Here is a 17,895-nt window from a genome sequence, read left to right on the forward strand (position 1 = left end):
TGAGGTCCCCTCACGGCTGCCCTCGCACCTGTGCGCGCAACCGCACTCGCAGTTGTCCTCATCGTCGTCCTCACGCCTGTCCTCACAGCCGCTTGACCCCCTTGATACGTCCCGCGCGGGCGACGCGCGCCTTGGCGGCCTTCACCCGCAGCCCGCCGCGCTGTCTGCCGATGCGCAGTCCGGTGCTGGACGACAGCCAGCCCACGGAGACGTCGGCCGCCTTGGCGGACCCGCTGGTCTCGGCGAGCGGATTGTTCTCGGCGCGCCGGGCCAGGGCCATCAGTGCCGGGACGACGAACGGCGCGAGCAGCAGGTCGTACAGGGCGGCCGTGAACAGCAGGCTGCCGAGGCCGACATGGCGGGCGGCGGTGTCGCCGACAAGGGCGCCGACACCGGCGTACAGCAGCGTGGAGCCGACCGCCGCGGCGACGACCACGGCCATCGGGCCGGTCGCGGACTTGAGCTGGCCGTTCTCCGGCTTCACCAGTCCGGCGAGGTAGCCGATGACGCACAGTACGAGGGCGTAGCGCCCGGCGGCGTGGTCGGCGGGTGGGACGAGGTCGGCGAGCAGGCCCGCGCCGAAGCCGATGAGGGCGCCGCCGACATGGCCGTAGACCATGGCCAGGGCCAGCACGGTCAGCAGCACCAGGTCCGGGACGGCGCCCGGGAGGTGGAGTCGGGCGAGCACGCTCACCTGGATCACCAGGGCGACGACCACCAGGGTGGCGGAGAGCAGCATCCGGTTGAAACGCATGGGATTCGGCTCCTCCTGCTACTGCTGCTGGTCGTCGACGGACACGGGCTCCGAGGGGGTGACCGTCACGGTCACCGTCGGCGTGGGCGTCGGCTTGGGTTTCGGCGGCAGCACGGTGTCGCGCGGGTCCTTACCGGGGGCTTGGACGACGACACCGACGATGTCGAGCTTGGTGAACGACACGAACGGCTTGACGTAGATCGTGCGGGTCAGGCCGCTGCTGGAGGGGTCCACGCGGGACACCGCACCGACCGGGACGCCGGGCACGAACGGCTTGTCGGCCTGCGAGCCGAAGGTGACCAGACGGTCACCCTTGTTGATCTTCGCCTTGCCGTTGAGCAGTTCCACCCGCAGCGGGCGGTCGCCCTGTCCGGAGGCGAAGCCGAGTTCGTCGCTCGATTCCATCCGCGTACCGACAGTGAAATCGGGGTCGTTGGCGAGCAGCACGGTGGCCGTGTTCGGCCCCACGGTGGTGATCCGGCCGACCAGGCCGTCCCCGTTCAGCACGGTCATGTCGCGCTTGATGCCGTCGTTGGCGCCGACGTCGATGGTCACGGTCCAGGAGAAGCCCTGGGCCGCCCCTATGGCGATGACCTCGGCGCCCTTGATGCCGTATTGGCCCTCGGCCGCCACGTTGATCATCTTGTTGAGTTGCCTGAGGCGGCTGCGGTTGCGGTCGTCGCTGCCGAGTTTCGCCTTCAACGCCGCGTTGTCGTGCTCGAGTTGGGCGATGCGGTCGTGCCGGCCGCCCGAGTCGCGAACCGCTGAGATCGCGTTGCCGACGGGATCGACCGCGGACGACACCCCGTTCTCGATCGGACCGAAGACTGTCGCGGCGGCCTGGCGGGCACCGTCGACCGGTGAGTCCTGCCCACCGCGGATGTCCACCGTGATCAGTGCGAACGCGATGGCGATCAGCAGCACCAGGAGCAGCCGGCTCTCTCGTGTGTCCCTCACGTGCGGCGGCCGTGCCTTCCTCATTGGATTGGGTCAACAGGGGCGCACCCCGGGCAGAAGCATGCCCCTGGGTGTGATGAGGCTGTTATGGGGGCTGTTGTACGTGGCTGGCGTGGGGGGCCGTTGTGGGGCTGGTGTGGGGGCTGTTATGGGTGAGCTTATGACTCTATGTCGGAGGAGTTTATGTCTCCATACCAACGATCCGCCGTACGAGAAGGGATCATCTCGTACGGCGGAATCGAAGTATTACTTCATCTGCGCGGCTGGGCGTCCAGGACCTGCTGGAGCGCCTCGAACTCCTCGACGCACTTGCCGGAGCCGAGCGCCACGCTGTCCAGCGGGTCCTCGGCGATGTGGATCGGCATACCGGTCTCGCGCCGCAGCCGCTCGTCGAGGCCGCGCAACAGGGCGCCGCCGCCGGTCAGAACGATTCCGCGGTCCATCACATCACCCGACAGCTCCGGCGGACACTTGTCGAGGGTCGTCTTCACGGCGTCGACGATGGCGTTGACGGGTTCCTCGATCGCCTTGCGCACTTCGGCGGCCGAGATGACCACGGTCTTGGGCAGCCCGGAGACAAGATCCCGGCCGCGGATTTCGGTGTGTTCGTCATTGTCGAGGTCGTACGCCGAACCGATCGTGATCTTGATCTGCTCGGCGCTCCGCTCACCCAGAAGAAGGCTGTACTCCTTCTTGATGTGCTGGATGATCGCGTTGTCCAGCTCGTCGCCCGCGACGCGGATGGACTGGGCGGTGACGATGCCGCCGAGCGAGATGACCGCGACCTCCGTGGTGCCGCCGCCGATGTCCACCACCATGTTGCCCGTTGCCTCGTGGACCGGCAGGCCGGAACCGATGGCCGCGGCCATGGGCTCCTCGATGATGTGCACTTGGCGGGCGCCGGCCTGGGACGACGCCTCGATGACGGCGCGGCGCTCGACACCCGTGATACCCGAGGGCACACAGACGACGACACGGGGGCGGGCGAGGTAGCGCCGCTTGTGGATCTTCAGAATGAAGTAGCGGAGCATACGCTCGGTGATCTCGAAGTCGGCGATGACACCGTCCTTCAGCGGGCGCACGGCAACGATGTTGCCCGGCGTCCGCCCGATCATCTTCTTCGCCTCCGCGCCGACCGCGAGGATGCCACCGGTATTGGTGTTGATCGCGACGACGGACGGTTCGTTGAGTACGATCCCGCGACCCCTGACGTACACCAGCGTGTTGGCGGTCCCGAGGTCGACAGCCATGTCACGGCCGATGAACGACATTGAGTTCCCCATCAGGATTCGTCTGGCCTTCCCAAGTGGAGCTTTGACGGCTTTTTAGGACGGCGAGTTGGGTGCAGTGACGTGAAGGCTTCCATCGTAGACGCGCCTGCCCGAACACTGCGCGAGGGTCTTCGCCATTGTCAGCAGATGACGGGCCGCCCCGCTTGTGGAGACGGTCCATCGGGGGAACGCGTTCCCCCGATCGGCACGCATATGCCACGGGACGACCGAAAAACATTCGGCCGTCCCAGGTCAGGCATACGAGTGACGTGACGATCCCTCAGAAAAATGTTGGAAAATTGATCTCCGCGTGATGTCCGCGCGGCGCTTCGGAGGACGCTCGCGCGGTGCTTCGGACGATGTCCGGAGGGTGCTCAGACGCGGCCGGGGAAGAAGATCTTCAGCTCGCGCTCGGCGGACTCCTCGGAGTCGGAGGCGTGGATCAGGTTCTCGCGGACGATCACACCGTAGTCGCCGCGGATGGAGCCGGGGGCGGCCGCGATCGGGTCCGTGGGACCCGCCAGCGCTCTGAGGCCCTCGATCACGCGCTCGCCCTCGACGACCAGCGCCACGACGGGCCCGGACGCCATGAACTCCACCAGCGGCTCGTAGAAGGGCTTGCCCTTGTGCTCGCCGTAGTGCTGCTCCAGCGTGTCCTGATCCAGCGTCCGCAGCTCCAGGGCGGTGATCTGCCAGCCGGCCTTGCGCTCGATACGGCTGATGATCTCGCCGGTCAGGCCGCGACGAACGGCGTCGGGCTTGAGGAGGACGAGGGTGCGCTGGCTCACGGGGTGGCTCCTTCAGGTCACAAGTGTGCGGGTCACCGAGGCTACAGGGCGTAGCTGGGTGCCCTTTCAGCCCGTCCGGCGTTTGACTTCCAGCCCGTCCGGCGTTTGAGGACGAGGCCGTTCAGGCCGAAGCGGGGGTCTGGGGGGCGGCAGCCCCCCGGATACGGGACGGGTAGGGCGGAGGGGGCGATGGAAACCGACGGCCACCCCTACGCCGGGTTACCCCCGGCCTCGGCCGACATGGACGCCGACGCCTGCGTCTCGGCCTGCGTCTGCGCCGCAAACCTCGCCTTCGCCTCGTCGATCTTCCGCCCGTAGTGCACGGACGCCCACCACAGCGCTGCGAAGATCGCCCCCAGGAAGAACATCGACGGCACCACGAACCCACTCGCGATCAGCGCGATCTGCAGCGCCCAGCCGAGCTGGACACCCCCGGGCCGCGTGATCATGCCGCACAGCAGCACGCTCACCGCCATGACGACCCCGCAGACCGTCCACACCGTGGACGTCGAAAGGTCGGGATCCTTCATGGCGACGAGCCCGGCGAAGCCGATGACGAAGAACTCGCCGATCAGCGTGGAAGCACAGAGCGTACGCACAGTGGTCAGCCCCTCCCCAGGAGCAGTCGGGCCTCGCCGACGGTGATGACGGAACCGGTGACCAGCACGCCCCCGCCCGCGTACTCACCCTCCTCCTCGGCAAGCGTGATCGCGGCCTCCAGTGCGTCGTCGAGCCGCGGTTCGACCTGCACCCGGTCCTCGCCGAAGACCTCCACGGCGATCCCGGCCAGCTCGTCCGCGTCCATCGCGCGATGACTGGAGTTCTGCGTGACGACGACCTCGGCGAAGATCGGCTCGAAGGCTTCGAGCAGCCCTCGTACGTTCTTGTCGCCGCTCGCGCCCACGACCCCGATCAACCGGCTGAAGTCGAAGACCTCGCTGACGGCCTCGGCGGTGGCGCGGGCGCCCGCCGGATTGTGCGCGGCGTCCACGACGACGGTCGGCGAGCGGCGTACGACCTCCAGGCGGCCCGGCGAGGTCACCGAGGCGAAAGCCTTGCGGACGGTGTCGATGTCGAGCCGCTGGGCGTGCGCGGATCCGATGCCGAAGAACGCCTCGACGGCGGCGAGCGCCACGGCGGCGTTGTGCGCCTGGTAGGCGCCGTGCAGCGGCAGGAAGATCTCTTCGTACTCGCCGCCGAGTCCGCGCAGCGTCACCAACTGCCCGCCCACGGCGACCTGTCGCGCGACCACCCCGAACTCCAGGCCCTCCCGGGCCACGGTCGCGTCGACCTCGACGGCCTTCTTCAGCAGTACCTGGGCCGCGTCCACCGGCTGCTGCGCCAGGATCACGGTGGCGTCCTGCTTGACGATGCCGGCCTTCTCCGTGGCGATCTCGCCGTGCGTCTCGCCGAGCCGGTCGGTGTGGTCGAGATCGATGGGCGTGACGACGGCGACGTCCCCGTCGATGACGTTGGTGGCGTCCCAGCTGCCGCCCATGCCGACCTCGACGACGGCGACGTCGACGGGGGCGTCCGCGAAGGCCGCGTAGGCCATGCCCGTCAGCACCTCGAAGAACGACAGCCGGTACTCCTGCTGACCGTCGATCATCTCCACGTACGGCTTGATGTCGTTGTACGTCTCGATGAACCGCTCGGCGGAGATCGGTGCGCCGTCGAGGCTGATCCGCTCGGTGATCGACTGCACGTGGGGGCTGGTGTAGCGGCCGGTGCGCAGGTCGAAGGCGCCCAGCAGGGCCTCGATCATGCGGGCGGTGGAGGTCTTGCCGTTCGTGCCCGTGATGTGGATCGAGGGGTACGCGCGCTGCGGCTCCCCGAGAACGTCCACCAGCGCGGCGATGCGGCTGACCGACGGCTCCAGCTTGGTCTCGCCCCAGCGGGTCGCCAGCTCCGCCTCGACCTCGCGCAGCGCCTTGTCGACCTCGGGGTCGGCCGGGCGGGCGGGGACGTCGGCCTGCCGGCCGTCGGTGCCCTGCGTGCGCAGGGTGCGGCTGCCGGCCTCGATCACCGCGAGATCGGGGTCGCGGTCGCCCGCCTCGGAAGCGGCTGATGTAGGCGTGGCCGCGACGATCTCGTCGAAGAGGCCGAGCGAATCGCGCGTCTCCGGCTCGTCTGACTCGCTGCTGTCGTGCGGGGGGAGGTCACTCACGAGGCCAGTCTACGGAGCCGCCGCTGTGTCTGGGCGTGTGGGGGTTTCGCCCCCTCCGCCCCTGCCCGTCCCGTACCTGGGACTGCGCCCCAGACCCCCCTTGGGCTGCCCGTTGACCGCGGGCCGGCGGGAGCCACGTCTTGCATGCAATGGGGTGATGGGCGCCACCTGACCATCGCCCGCGTGACCGTGGAACCGCACCGCCACCGACACAGTCGTATGACCGACAAGGTCGTACGACGGACGAAGGCCCCCGGAACCTCCATGGTTCCGGGGGCCTTCGCGCACGTACGACCGGCGGCTACGCCTCCGGCAGGCGGTCCAGCTGCGCCTTGATGCGGGCGATGTCCTCGTCCGCCTTGGCGAGCCGCGTGCGGATCTTCTCCACGACCTGGTCCGGGGCCTTGGCGAGGAACGCCTCGTTGCCGAGCTTGGCGTTCGCCTGGGCCTTCTCCTTCTCGGCGGCGGCGAGGTCCTTGGCGAGGCGCTTGCGCTCCGCGGCGACGTCGATCGTCCCGGAGAGGTCGAGCGCGACCGTGGCGCCCGCGACCGGCAGCGTCGCCGTGGCCGAGAAGCTCTCGCCCTCCGGCTGGAGGCGCAGCAGCTGGCGGATGGCCGCCTCGTGCGGGGCCAGCGCGGTGCCGTCGAGGGCCAGCCGGGCCGGGACGCGCTGGCCGGGCTGGAGGCCCTGGTCGGCACGGAAGCGGCGAACCTCCGTGATGACCTGCTGAAGCGTCTCGATCTCCCGCTCGGCGCCGGCGTCGCGGAAGCCGCTGTCCTTGGGCCACTCGGCGATGACGATCGACTCGCCGCCGGTGAGCGTGGTCCAGAGGGTCTCCGTGACGAACGGGACGACCGGGTGGAGGAGACGCAGGGTCACGTCCAGGACCTCGCCGAGGACCCGGCCGGAGACCTTCGCGGGCTCGCCGCCGCCCATGAACGTCGTCTTGGACAGCTCGACGTACCAGTCGAAGACCTCGTCCCACGCGAAGTGGAACAGGGCATCGGACAGCTTTGCGAACTGGAAGTCGTCGTACAGGACGTCGACCTCGGCGACCACCGAGTTGAGGCGGGACAGGATCCAGCGGTCGGTGGCCGACATCTGCTCGGGCGAGGGCAGCGGGCCCTCGACCGTGGCGCCGTTCATCAGCGCGAAGCGCGTGGCGTTCCAGATCTTGTTGGCGAAGTTGCGCGAGCCCTGGACCCAGTCTTCGCCGATCGGGACGTCGACGCCGGGGTTGGCGCCGCGGGCGAGGGTGAAGCGCAGGGCGTCGCTGCCGTACTTGTCCATCCAGTCCAGCGGGTTGACCGCGTTGCCGAAGGACTTCGACATCTTCTTGCCGAACTGGTCGCGGACCATGCCGTGCAGGGCGATGGTGTGGAACGGCGGGGTGCCGTCCATCGCATACAGGCCGAACATCATCATCCGGGCGACCCAGAAGAAGAGGATGTCGTAGCCGGTGACCAGGACGGAGTTCGGGTAGAACTTCGCGAGGCTCTCGGTCTGTTCGGGCCAGCCGAGGGTCGAGAAGGGCCACAGGCCGGAGGAGAACCAGGTGTCGAGGACGTCGGTGTCCTGACGCCAGCCCTCGCCGGTCGGCGCCTCGTCGTCGGGACCGACGCAGACGACCTCGCCGTTCGGGCCGTACCAGACCGGAATCCGGTGCCCCCACCACAACTGCCGTGAAATGCACCAGTCGTGGAGGTTGTCGACCCAGTCGAAGTACCGCTTCTCCATCTCCTGCGGATGGATCTTGACCTTGCCCTCGCGGACCGCGTCACCGGCGGCCTTGGCCAGCGGGCCGACCTTGACCCACCACTGCATGGACAGGCGGGGCTCGATCGTCGTCTTGCAGCGCGAGCAGTGGCCGACGCTGTGGGCGTAGGGCCGCTTCTCGGCGACGATCCGGCCCTCGGCGCGCAGCGCGGCGACGATGGCCGAGCGGGCCTCGAGGCGGTCCAGGCCCTGGAAGGGGCCGTGGGCGGTGATGACGGCGTGCTCGTCCATCACTGCGATGGCGGGCAGGCCGTGGCGCTGACCGATCTCGAAGTCGTTCGGGTCGTGGGCCGGGGTGACCTTGACGGCGCCGGTGCCGAACTCGGGGTCGACGTGCTCGTCGGCGACGACCGGGATGGAGCGGTCGGTCAGCGGCAGCCTGATGAGCTTGCCGACCAGGTGCTTGTACCGCTCGTCCTCGGGGTGAACGGCGACGGCCGTGTCACCGAGCATGGTCTCGGCACGGGTGGTGGCGACGACGATGGTGTCGTCCCCGTCGCCGTACTTCATCGAGACGAGCTCGCCGTCGTCGTCCTGGTACTCGACCTCGATGTCCGAGATGGCGGTCAGGCAGCGCGGACACCAGTTGATGATGCGCTCGGCGCGGTAGATCAGCTCGTCGTCGTAGAGCCTCTTGAAGATGGTCTGGACGGCCTGGGAGAGCCCTTCGTCCATGGTGAAACGCTCACGCGACCAGGCGACGCCGTCACCGAGGCGCCGCATCTGCCCGGAGATCTGCCCACCGGACTCGGCCTTCCACTGCCACACACGCTCGACGAAGGCCTCACGGCCCAGGTCGTGGCGGGACTTGCCCTCCTTGCCGAGCTCCCGCTCGACGACGTTCTGCGTGGCGATGCCGGCGTGGTCCATGCCGGGCTGCCACAGCGTCTCGTAGCCCTGCATGCGCTTGCGGCGCGTGAGTGCGTCGATGAGGGTGTGCTCGAAGGCGTGCCCGAGGTGCAGGCTGCCCGTGACGTTCGGCGGCGGGATGACGACGGTGTACGGAGGCTTGTCACTCTTCGCGTCGGCCTCGAAGTAACCCCGCTCTACCCAGCGCTCGTACAGCGGCCCCTCTACGTCGGCCGGCGCGTACTGGGTCGGCAGTTCGGTGTTGGGCGCTGGTGGCTGCTGCTGAGCGTTCTCGGTCACAGGCTCAGTTTAGGGGTGTCACGGGGCAGTCCCGAAACGCGATTCTTTGGTAACGGTGCCGCCCCCGGGGACTTGGCCGCGTGACCTGTGCGCCAGGATGTTCGGAACACATAAGTATCTGGAGGGGAACCCAGTAATGAGCTACAACCAGCCGGGCCCGTACGGCGGGCAGCCCCAGCAGCCCGGACCGTACGGTCAGCCGGGCCCCTACGGCCAGCAGCCGCAGGCCCCCCAGCCCGGCTATGGCTACCCGCAGCAGGCTCCCCCCGCGCAGCCCGGCTACGGCTACCCCCAGCAGGCTCCCCAGGGCGTCCCCCCGCAGCCTCCCTACGGCCAGCAGCCTCCCTACGGCCAGCAGCCCTACGGCGCCGTGCCGCAGCCGCCCACCCCGAGCGGCGGCAAGAAGAAGACGGGCCTCATCATCGGCGCCGTCGCCGTCGTGGCGGCGATCGCGGTGGGGGCGTACTTCGTGATCGGTGGCGGGGGTGGCAGCTCGGTCGCGGACGACGGTCCGCACAAGCTGACAACTCCGGCCAAGGTGCTCAGCGGTGAGTACAAGAAGGGCGAGAGTGACAGCGACACGATGTCCAAGAGCGACATCGAGGACGCCAAGAAGTGGGGCGTGCAGGACCCGAAGGACGTTAGCGCCCAGTACACGTCCGGCGACAAGAGCAACCCGCTGGCGCTGAAGCTGCTGCAGTTCAGCGGCGTCTACGGCAAGATCGACGACCCGGAGAAGGTCGTCGACGCGATGTACGCGCACATGAAGTCCGAGGCTTCCAAGGACGACAGTGAAGGCACGCCCGTAGGCAGCCCGCAGAAGTTCGACTTGGACGGCACGGTCCTGAAGTGCCAGGCCGTCAAGATCAAGAATGACAGCTCGTCGTCGACCGACACCACATCCGGGCCCAAGGAATTCACTGTGCCGACCTGCATCTGGGGCGATCACAGCACTCTCGGTCTGGTGATCGCCACCGACGTGGCTAGCATGATGGCCGGCAAGAGTGGATCACTGTCGGACACCGCGGACATGACGGGCAAGTTCCGCAAGGACGTCCGCGTCAAAATCTGACGTCAGGTCAAAGAAGCACGTCGAGAAGGTAGTCAGCCGTGAAGGGGCGCCCGGCAATCCCGTGCCGGACGCCCCGCCTTCGTCAAGCGCGGGTTCCACCAGGAACTGCAGCAGTGCGGAGCCGCCGAGACTGTGGACCGCCCTGATGACCGCTAGCCGGTCGATGCGCTCCGAGATCATGCCGAACTTGACCAGCTCCCCGAGCAGGACGTCCTCGAGCAGGCCCTTCTCCTCCGGCTCCACTTCGAGCCGATCACCGCGCCGAAGCCCCGCCAAGAGGTACCCGTCGTCAACAGCGAACCACAATCTGGCGAACGTGGAGCTGTTCCGTCACCTGAGTCAAGACCACGGGCGCGGAGGGCCCGGCATGGGTATCGGCGACCAGTCGCGCATGACCTTAAGGATGTCGCGCGACGGCGGAAAGACGTGGGGCGCTACCCAGACAGTAACGGCGAGCTACGGATCGAACCTGATCCTGGACAGCCCCGTACGGCTCCCGCCGTGTACGTGCCCTCGCTGCGCCCCTCAGATTCCGACACACGACGAGGACCCCCTGAGGTCGGCTTCCGCCGATCCGCTGTCACCGCCGGCGGCTACGCTGAGTATCGACTGGCCCACATCGCGAGGGAGACGCATCATGTCATTGATGCTGGAACGACCGACGATAAGCGGCACGGACCCCCACCGCTTCGAGGGACTGCTGGACGCCCTCGACGAGCTGAACGTGCCAGACGGCTACACAGCCGAGATCATCAGGGGGAACATCGTCGTGTCGCCTTGGTCGAAGGCGTATTACGCGGACGTGATGGATCTGGTCTGCGATCAGCTTCGCCCCCACCTGCCCGAGGATCACCGCATCAGCTGGGGCCCCTTGCTTTATGTATTCCCCGGAGGCGAGCGAGCCTACGGCCCTGACATCCACGCCGCTCACCGGCGCACCCGCCGGACCACGAGCAACCGGCTGGACGGAGAAGGCCTCTCCTTCGTCGCCGAGCTGACCTCCCCCTCCACCCGGGACGACGATCTGACCGACAAGGTCGAGACCTACGGCAAGGCGGGCGTGCCGGTGTACCTGCTCCTCGACATGCAGGAGGAGCAGGCCACCGTCTTCTGGGCTGCGTCCACCAAGGGATACGAGGCACACTTCACAGTGCCGTTCGGCGAGAAGCTCCAGATCCCCGCGCCGTTCGACTGCCCCCTCGACACCGCCGGGTTCCAGGCGCCCGCCGAGGACGACGAAGACTCCGACATCTGACGGGAAGCGGCAGGCGCGGCGGACAACAAGGGGCGCCCGGCGAGAAGTTCGCCGGGCGCCCCTTCCTCGTATGGCTACGGCGCCTACGCCGTCTTCTGCTCCCCCGGACCCCGTCCGCGGGCGTCCCGCGGGATCAGTGTCGGGTTCACATTCGAATGGACGACGTCCGCCGTGATGACGACGCGGGCCACGTCCTTGCGGGACGGGACCTCGTACATCACCGACATCAGGACCTCTTCCATGATGGCGCGGAGCCCTCGGGCGCCGGTCTGCCTCAGGATGGCCTGGTCGGCGATGGCTTCGAGGGCCTCGCGCTCGAAGTCCAGTTCCACGCCGTCGAGTTCGAAGAGGCGCTGGTACTGCTTCACCAGGGCGTTGCGGGGCTCCACCAGGATCTGGAGGAGGGCCTCGCGGTCCAGGTTGTGGACCGAGGTGATGACCGGGAGGCGGCCGATGAACTCGGGGATCATGCCGAACTTGACCAGGTCCTCGGGCATGACGTCCTCGAACTGGTCCTTCGACTCCAGCTCGCGCTTCGAGCGGATCGTCGCACCGAAGCCGATCCCCTTCGCCCCGGCACGGGACTCGATGAGCTTCTCCAGGCCCGCGAAGGCGCCGCCCACGATGAACAGGACGTTCGTCGTGTCGATCTGGATGAATTCCTGGTGGGGATGCTTGCGGCCGCCCTGGGGCGGGACTGACGCCGTCGTGCCTTCGAGGATCTTGAGGAGGGCCTGCTGCACGCCCTCGCCGGACACGTCTCGCGTGATCGACGGGTTCTCGCTCTTACGAGCCACCTTGTCGATCTCGTCGATGTAGATGATGCCCGTCTCGGCCTTCTTGACGTCGTAGTCGGCCGCCTGGATGAGCTTCAGAAGGATGTTCTCGACGTCCTCGCCGACATACCCCGCCTCCGTCAGCGCCGTCGCGTCGGCGATGGCGAACGGAACGTTGAGCATGCGCGCCAGGGTCTGGGCGAGCAGTGTCTTGCCGGAGCCCGTGGGGCCCAGCAGCAGGATGTTCGACTTCGCCAACTCGATGGCGTCATCGCGGTTCTGGCCCGTGCTGTTCTCGCCGGCCTGGACCCGCTTGTAGTGGTTGTACACCGCGACCGAGAGAGCTTTCTTGGCCGACTCCTGGCCGACCACGTACCCCTCGAGGAACTCGTAGATCTCGCGAGGCTTCGGGAGCTCCTCCCAGCGCACCTCGCTCGTCTCCGCGAGCTCTTCCTCGATGATCTCGTTGCAGAGATCGATGCACTCGTCGCAGATGTACACACCGGGGCCTGCGATGAGCTTCTTGACCTGCTTCTGGCTCTTGCCACAGAACGAGCACTTGAGCAGATCGCCGCCGTCACCGATGCGTGCCACGGTGTGCTTCCCCTTCGCCTGGGAGACGCCTAGGTCCAGCGGCTCCTGGTGCTGCCTTATGTCCGACGGTACCTTGCCGAGCCCCCCGTTCGGGCCCCCCTTGGCGTGGTTCACTTTGCCGTGAACCACGCCAAGGAGCGGCAGACGATACAGCGGTACGTCAGACGACCGCGGAATTGTTCATCTTGCGGGTGGAGATGATCTGGTCGATCAGGCCGTACGCCAGCGCGTCCTCAGCGGTGAGGATCTTGTCGCGCTCGATGTCCTCGCGGATCTTCTCGATCGGCGTGGTCGAGTGCTTGGCCAGCATCTCTTCCAGCTGCGCACGCATCCGGAGGATCTCGTTCGCGGCGATTTCGAGGTCCGAGACCTGGCCGCGGCCGGTCTCGCTGTAGGGCTGGTGGATCAGCACACGCGCGTTCGGAAGCGCCATGCGCTTGCCCGGCGTACCGGCGGCCAGCAGGATCGCGGCGGCCGAGGCCGCCTGTCCCATGCAGACCGTCTGAATGTCGGGCTTCACGAACTGCATCGTGTCGTAGATGGCAGTGAGCGCCGTGAAGGAACCACCGGGGCTGTTGATGTAGACCGAGATGTCACGGTCGGGGTCCATCGACTCCAGGCACAGCAGCTGCGCCATGACGTCGTTGGCGGAGGCGTCGTCGATCTGCACGCCGAGGAAGATCACGCGCTCCTCGAAGAGCTTCGCGTACGGGTCGTACTCACGCACGCCCTGCGAGGTGCGCTCGACGAAGCGCGGGATGACGTAGCGGGACTCCGCGCGAGGACCGGTGTACTCGGCCTGCGTGCGGGCGTAGAGGCCGCTGCCGGGGAAGTCGTTCACTGTGTCTCCTGAAGAGCCTGATAAGGGCTGAGGCGGTCGGCTGGGGGCGCTGGACGGCTCGCGGCCGCCTGGGGCGGTGGAACCCGGCCTGCGCCGCCCTGGAGGGCGCTGAGGGGCTTACGCCGCCCCGGTGCCGCCGCCGCCCGGCATACCGGCAGCGGTGGGCATGATGTCGTCGATGAGGCCGTACTCCTTGGCCTCGATCGGATCGAACCAGCGGTCGCGGTCCGAGTCGATGGTGACCTGCTCCACCGTCTGGCCGGTGTGGAAGGCGGTCAGCTCCGCCATCCGCTTCTTGGTGTGCAGCAGCCGCTCGGCGTGGATCTTGATGTCCGACGCGGAGCCGGCGAGGCCGGCGGAGGGCTGGTGGATCAGGATCTCGGCGTTCGGCAGGGCGAAGCGCTTGCCGGGGGTACCGGCGCTGAGCAGGAACTGGCCCATCGAGGCCGCCATGCCCATGGCGATGGTCACCACGTCGTTCTTGATGTACTGCATGGTGTCGTAGATCGCCATGCCGGCCGTGATCGATCCGCCGGGGCTGTTGATGTAGAGGTAGATGTCCTTGTCCGGGTCGGAGGCAAGGAGCAGCAACTGCGCGGTGATCTTGTTGGCGATGTCGTCGTCCACCGGCTGGCCGAGGAAGATGATCCGCTCGTTGAGCAGCCGGTTGTAGACCTGGTCGCCGAGGCCACCACCGATGGAAGGCTCGCCGGCGGCGGAGGGCATCAGATTCGTCACGTATCCACCTGCTCGTCTTACGACGGCGCCGGGCCGTCTCACGTCGTCTGCTGGGGGCGTGGGACCCCGGTCCAACACCGCTCGGGGCGGCTTCGGGGACTCCCCTGCCCTCGTATTCATGGACCCTAACGCGCTGGTCCCTCCGGTGAATCCCGCAGAAGGAACTGTTCGCTGTGAGCGCAGGTCGCGCGCCCCGCCCGGGGCACCCGAAGGGGCGCGGGGAACTGCGCGATCAGCCCACTACAAGCCGCACCCGCCACCACGAGCCGCACCCGCCGACGACCGGGCGCGGCAGGCGCGTCCGGGGCTTTGTGGGGGTTGCTCGCGCAGTTCCTCGCGCCCCCTTCAAAGCCTGACGGGGCCCCTCAAAGCCCGACGGGGCCCCTCAAAGCCCGACGGGGCCCCCGGTGTCCCCGGGAGCCCCGTCCAGTTGTCCAGCGAGGCGATCAGGCCTCGGTGCTCTCCTCGGCGGAGGCCTCGGCGGCCTCACCCTCGGTGACCTCGGCGGCGACCTCCGTGGCCGTCTCCGTCTCGTCCTCGTCCTCGAGGTCGACGATCTCGCCGTTCGTGTCCTTGACCGTGGCGGCCTCGACGACGACCGCGAGGGCCTTGCCGCGGGCGACCTCGCCGACGAGCATCGGGACCTGGCCGCCCTCGACGACGGCCTGGGCGAACTGGTCGGGGGACATGCCGGAGGAGGCAGCGCGCCGCATGAGGTGCTCGGTGAGCTCCTCCTGGTTGACGTTCAGCTTCTCCTTGTTGACGAGCTCGTCAAGGACGAACTGGGTCTTGATGCCCTTGACCGCCGCTTCCTTGGTCTCGGCGTCGAACTCTTCCTCGGTCTTGCCCTGGATCTCCAGGTACTTCGCGAGGTCGAGACCCATCTGGCCGAGCTGGTGGTGCTCGAGGTTGTGCTTACGGGTGTTGATCTCGTCCTCGAGCAGCTTCTCGGGGACGGGCACCTCGACCAGCTCGAGCAGCTTCTCCAGGACGCGCTCCTGGGCCTGCGTGGCCTGGTCGTACTGCTTCATGTTCTCGAGGCGCTTGCGGCTGTCCGCCTTCAGCTCCTCCAGGGTGTCGAACTCGGAGGCGAGCTGCGCGAAGTCGTCGTCCAGCTCGGGGAGTTCGCGCGCGGCGACCTGGGTGACCTTGACGGTGACCTCGGCCTCCTTGCCGGCCGCGGAGCCGCCCTTGAGCTCGGAGGTGAAGGTGGCCTCGCCACCGGCCTCCACGCCCGTCACGGCCTCGTCGATGCCGTCGAGCAGCTCGCCGGAACCGATGGTGTAGGAGACACCGCTGGCGATGCCGTCCTCGAGGACCTCGCCGTCGACCTTGGCCTCCAGGTCGATGGTGACGACGTCGCCGTCCTGGGCGGCGCGCTCGACCGGGGAGGTCGACGCGAAGCGCTCGCGCAGGTCGGAGACCGCCTTCTCGACGTCTTCGTCGCTGACCGCGACGGCGTCGACCTCGACCTCGATGCCGGAGTAGTCCGGGATCTCGATGGTCGGGCGAATGTCGACCTCGGCGGTGAAGTTCAGCGTCTCGCCGTCCTTCAGCTCGGTGATGTCGACCTCGGGCTGGCCGAGGACGTTCAGCTCAGCCTCGTTGACCGCTTCGGTGTAGAACTTCGGGAGCGCGTCGTTGACGGCCTCTTCGAGTACGGCGCCGCGACCGAACCGCTGGTCGATGACGCGCGCCGGGATCTTGCCCTTCCGGAAGCCCTTCACCGTGACCTGCTGGTTGATCTTCTTGTACGCCGCGTCGAGGCTGTCCTTGAGCTCCTCGAAGGGCACCTCGACAGTGAGCCGAACCCGGGTCGGGTTCAGGGTCTCCACGGCGCTCTTCACGGTTCGGTCTCCTTGTGGCTGACTTCTTGGGGGTTCTGCTGCGTGCTTCTGCCGAGTGGGGCAGAGCCTTAGGCGGATTCGCGGCCCTTGAGAGACGTGAGAGTGCAGACACACGGGCGCGCAGCTTGCATAGTAACCGCAGGCGGTACACGCCCCAAAAGGTGATCTTGCGACGCGCGGAGCCCTGGCGGGTTCCGGCCGGTGGTCGGGGTGGCGGGATTTGAACCCACGGCCTTCCGCTCCCAAAGCGGACGCGCTACCAAGCTGCGCCACACCCCGTCGGTGCGACACGTAGGGTACATGCCCGCAGGCAGTGGGGCTGCCGCATTTCCCGAGCGCCTGTGCGGCACGGGAAACGGGGTGTGCATCGAAGGGGTACGACCCGCTACGATGCCTCCTGTGCCGCGGTCACTGACCTGCGGCGCGTCCTGCTCGCGGGCGTAGCTCAATGGTAGAGCCCTAGTCTTCCAAACTAGCTACGCGGGTTCGATTCCCGTCGCCCGCTCCATATGGCGTAGGGCCAGGCCAGAGGTTCGATCCTCTGGCCTGGCCCTTGTCGCTTCCGGGGGCTCCGATCAGCGCTCCCTGGCCGCTGAGTGCCCCTTGGGCTTTCGAGTCGCGACGGTGCAGGCCGATCAGTTCACCCCCGTGCAGGCCTCAGCCCGAGCAGGGCGTGCCGTGTCCGCTGCCCACCAGGATCGTCGGGCCCGCCCCATGTAGTGGCGGGTCCGTTTCCGATGTAGTGGCAGGTCCGTTTCCGATCCGGGCGATCAGCGACCCGGCCGGCGCACCCGGCAGCGGGTAGTCCGAGCCCACGAGCGTGCTGCTCTCGCCCCACCGACTGAAGGTCGTGGTGACGTCGCGCTGGATCGCGATCGTTCCCGTCGCCGTGATCTTCACGGCACCGCTCACGCGCACATCCGTGTCGATCACCCCCGCGGCGCTGGGATCGCAGTGGGGCCGGCCGTGGCCGGACCTGGACGGTGGCGCCGGGGGCGGGGGCCGGGTGATGGGGCACGCGGGTACGCCGGGACGGTGCTCGGCCGCCACGGCGGAAGGGCGATCTTCCGAACCGGCTACGCGGGTTCGATTCCCGTCGCCCGCTCTGTGGCCCCCGGCCCGGTTCCTCGGAATCGGGCCGAAGGTTTCTTCGTGCGCCGCGGGCCCTGCGGGCGCAGTGAAGGAGCGGAGGAGACCGCCGTCGCGCCCGGTCCGGGTGAGCGTGTCGGCGGTGGCCAGGTCGGCGGCACGCGGCCCGCCGGAGCCGAGGGCGCGAGAAGCCTCGTCGACGGGCAGCACGTCGGCCGGTTTCAGGTCGCGGCGGATCCCCGCTCCGCATTCCCCGACGCCTGTCGAAAGCGCTACGAGCGGATGCGTCCCGTCCGGTCCCGCCCTGTCCTGCCCTGCCCTGTCCTGTTCAGAAGCTGATCGAGTTGATCGTCTCCGCTATCGAGTTCAGGAACCGATTGATGGACGGAGCCATGCCGGTCGACGCGAGGAAGAAACCGAAGAGCACCGCGACAATGGCAGGTCCCGCCTTGATCGATCCCCCTCGGATCAACACCACAAGGATGATCGCCAACAGCAGCACCACTGACAGCGAAATGGCCACAACTGATCACACCCTACGGTCGGTCCGCTCTCCCGGCCCGGAGGTGCAACCCCTCACACCCCCGCCAGAACCATCGTGCCACCAACCAGGCTTTCGTATGCGGCGGGTGACGCATCGTCGGCCGCGGGCACGCCGGGCCCGCACACCCGCACCGCCTCGGCGCGGACCAACGGCGGGACTCCGCACGGCAATTCGAGAGTGCACCCGCACGGGCCCCTCAACGGAAATTCAGAGGGACCGTTGCCATGTCCACACAACCTGTTCGCAGGTAATTCGAATTGTTGCCACAGGCACATC

Annotated in this window: 16 protein-coding genes and 2 tRNA genes; 3 read left to right on the forward strand and 15 right to left on the reverse strand. The window is 67.9% G+C overall.

The window, feature by feature from the left end:
- Positions 1-82: 82 nt before the first annotated feature.
- From mreD to OG390_RS17925, 7 genes are all read right to left on the reverse strand, one after another.
- Positions 83-754, reverse strand: a complete 672-nt coding sequence (gene mreD, locus OG390_RS17895; protein ID WP_406169117.1) for a rod shape-determining protein MreD — start codon at positions 752-754, stop codon at positions 83-85.
- 18 nt (positions 755-772) lie between these two features.
- Positions 773-1,711: a rod shape-determining protein MreC gene (gene mreC / locus OG390_RS17900; RefSeq protein WP_406169118.1), complete on the reverse strand. Its 939-nt coding sequence runs from the start codon at positions 1,709-1,711 to the stop codon at positions 773-775.
- A 251-nt stretch (positions 1,712-1,962) separates the two neighbouring features.
- A complete protein-coding gene (locus OG390_RS17905; protein ID WP_406169120.1) occupies positions 1,963-2,982 on the reverse strand; it encodes a rod shape-determining protein in 1,020 nt (339 codons plus the stop codon).
- A 374-nt stretch (positions 2,983-3,356) separates the two neighbouring features.
- Positions 3,357-3,770 (reverse strand): nucleoside-diphosphate kinase, encoded by a 414-nt coding sequence (gene ndk / locus OG390_RS17910; RefSeq protein ID WP_369246568.1) that lies wholly within the window; start codon positions 3,768-3,770, stop codon positions 3,357-3,359.
- Positions 3,771-3,979: 209 nt separating this feature from the next.
- Positions 3,980-4,369 carry a DUF4233 domain-containing protein gene (locus OG390_RS17915; protein WP_406169122.1) on the reverse strand — a complete coding sequence of 130 codons (390 nt, stop codon included), beginning with the start codon at positions 4,367-4,369 and terminating at the stop codon, positions 3,980-3,982.
- A 5-nt stretch (positions 4,370-4,374) separates the two neighbouring features.
- A complete protein-coding gene (locus OG390_RS17920) occupies positions 4,375-5,937 on the reverse strand; it encodes a bifunctional folylpolyglutamate synthase/dihydrofolate synthase (RefSeq protein WP_406169124.1) in 1,563 nt (520 codons plus the stop codon).
- Positions 5,938-6,238: 301 nt separating this feature from the next.
- Positions 6,239-8,863 (reverse strand): valine--tRNA ligase, encoded by a 2,625-nt coding sequence (locus OG390_RS17925; RefSeq protein WP_406169126.1) that lies wholly within the window; start codon positions 8,861-8,863, stop codon positions 6,239-6,241.
- A gap of 136 nt (positions 8,864-8,999) precedes the next feature.
- Here OG390_RS17925 and OG390_RS17930 point away from each other — a divergent pair, with 136 nt between their 5' ends.
- On the forward strand, positions 9,000-9,935 hold the full coding sequence (locus OG390_RS17930; RefSeq protein ID WP_406169128.1) for a hypothetical protein: 936 nt from the start codon (positions 9,000-9,002) through the stop codon (positions 9,933-9,935).
- Here OG390_RS17930 and OG390_RS17935 read toward each other — a convergent pair.
- A complete protein-coding gene (locus OG390_RS17935; protein ID WP_406169130.1) occupies positions 9,873-10,178 on the reverse strand; it encodes a hypothetical protein in 306 nt (101 codons plus the stop codon). The genes OG390_RS17930 and OG390_RS17935 overlap by 63 nt on opposite strands.
- 394 nt (positions 10,179-10,572) lie before the next feature.
- On the opposite strand from OG390_RS17935, the gene OG390_RS17940 reads away from it, so the two are divergent.
- The gene (locus OG390_RS17940; RefSeq protein WP_406169132.1) at positions 10,573-11,190 is read left to right on the forward strand and encodes a Uma2 family endonuclease; all 618 of its coding nucleotides are present in this window, start codon (positions 10,573-10,575) and stop codon (positions 11,188-11,190) included.
- An 83-nt stretch (positions 11,191-11,273) separates the two neighbouring features.
- Here OG390_RS17940 and clpX read toward each other — a convergent pair whose 3' ends face one another.
- The 5 genes from clpX to OG390_RS17965 form a co-directional block, all read right to left on the reverse strand.
- A complete protein-coding gene (gene clpX, locus OG390_RS17945; RefSeq protein WP_189185069.1) occupies positions 11,274-12,560 on the reverse strand; it encodes an ATP-dependent Clp protease ATP-binding subunit ClpX in 1,287 nt (428 codons plus the stop codon).
- A gap of 160 nt (positions 12,561-12,720) precedes the next feature.
- A complete protein-coding gene (locus OG390_RS17950) occupies positions 12,721-13,401 on the reverse strand; it encodes an ATP-dependent Clp protease proteolytic subunit (RefSeq protein WP_362087703.1) in 681 nt (226 codons plus the stop codon).
- 117 nt (positions 13,402-13,518) lie between these two features.
- A complete protein-coding gene (locus OG390_RS17955; RefSeq protein ID WP_391355491.1) occupies positions 13,519-14,127 on the reverse strand; it encodes an ATP-dependent Clp protease proteolytic subunit in 609 nt (202 codons plus the stop codon).
- Positions 14,128-14,585: 458 nt separating this feature from the next.
- Positions 14,586-15,986 (reverse strand): trigger factor, encoded by a 1,401-nt coding sequence (gene tig, locus OG390_RS17960; protein ID WP_406169135.1) that lies wholly within the window; start codon positions 15,984-15,986, stop codon positions 14,586-14,588.
- Between the two features lie 202 nt (positions 15,987-16,188).
- Positions 16,189-16,265: transfer RNA gene (locus OG390_RS17965), tRNA-Pro, on the reverse strand.
- 155 nt (positions 16,266-16,420) lie between these two features.
- Here OG390_RS17965 and OG390_RS17970 point away from each other — a divergent pair.
- A tRNA-Gly gene (locus tag OG390_RS17970) sits at positions 16,421-16,494 on the forward strand.
- Positions 16,495-16,643: 149 nt separating this feature from the next.
- Here the strand turns inward: OG390_RS17970 and OG390_RS17975 are convergent.
- Entirely contained in the window at positions 16,644-16,898 is a 255-nt protein-coding gene (locus OG390_RS17975) for a hypothetical protein (RefSeq protein ID WP_406169137.1), read from the reverse strand.
- A 505-nt stretch (positions 16,899-17,403) separates the two neighbouring features.
- Positions 17,404-17,598, reverse strand: a complete 195-nt coding sequence (locus OG390_RS17980; RefSeq protein ID WP_016435177.1) for a hypothetical protein — start codon at positions 17,596-17,598, stop codon at positions 17,404-17,406.
- Positions 17,599-17,895: the final 297 nt, after the last annotated feature.

Source organism: Streptomyces sp. NBC_00996 (assembly GCF_045162675.1).
Classification (GTDB): Bacteria; Actinomycetota; Actinomycetes; order Streptomycetales; family Streptomycetaceae; genus Streptomyces.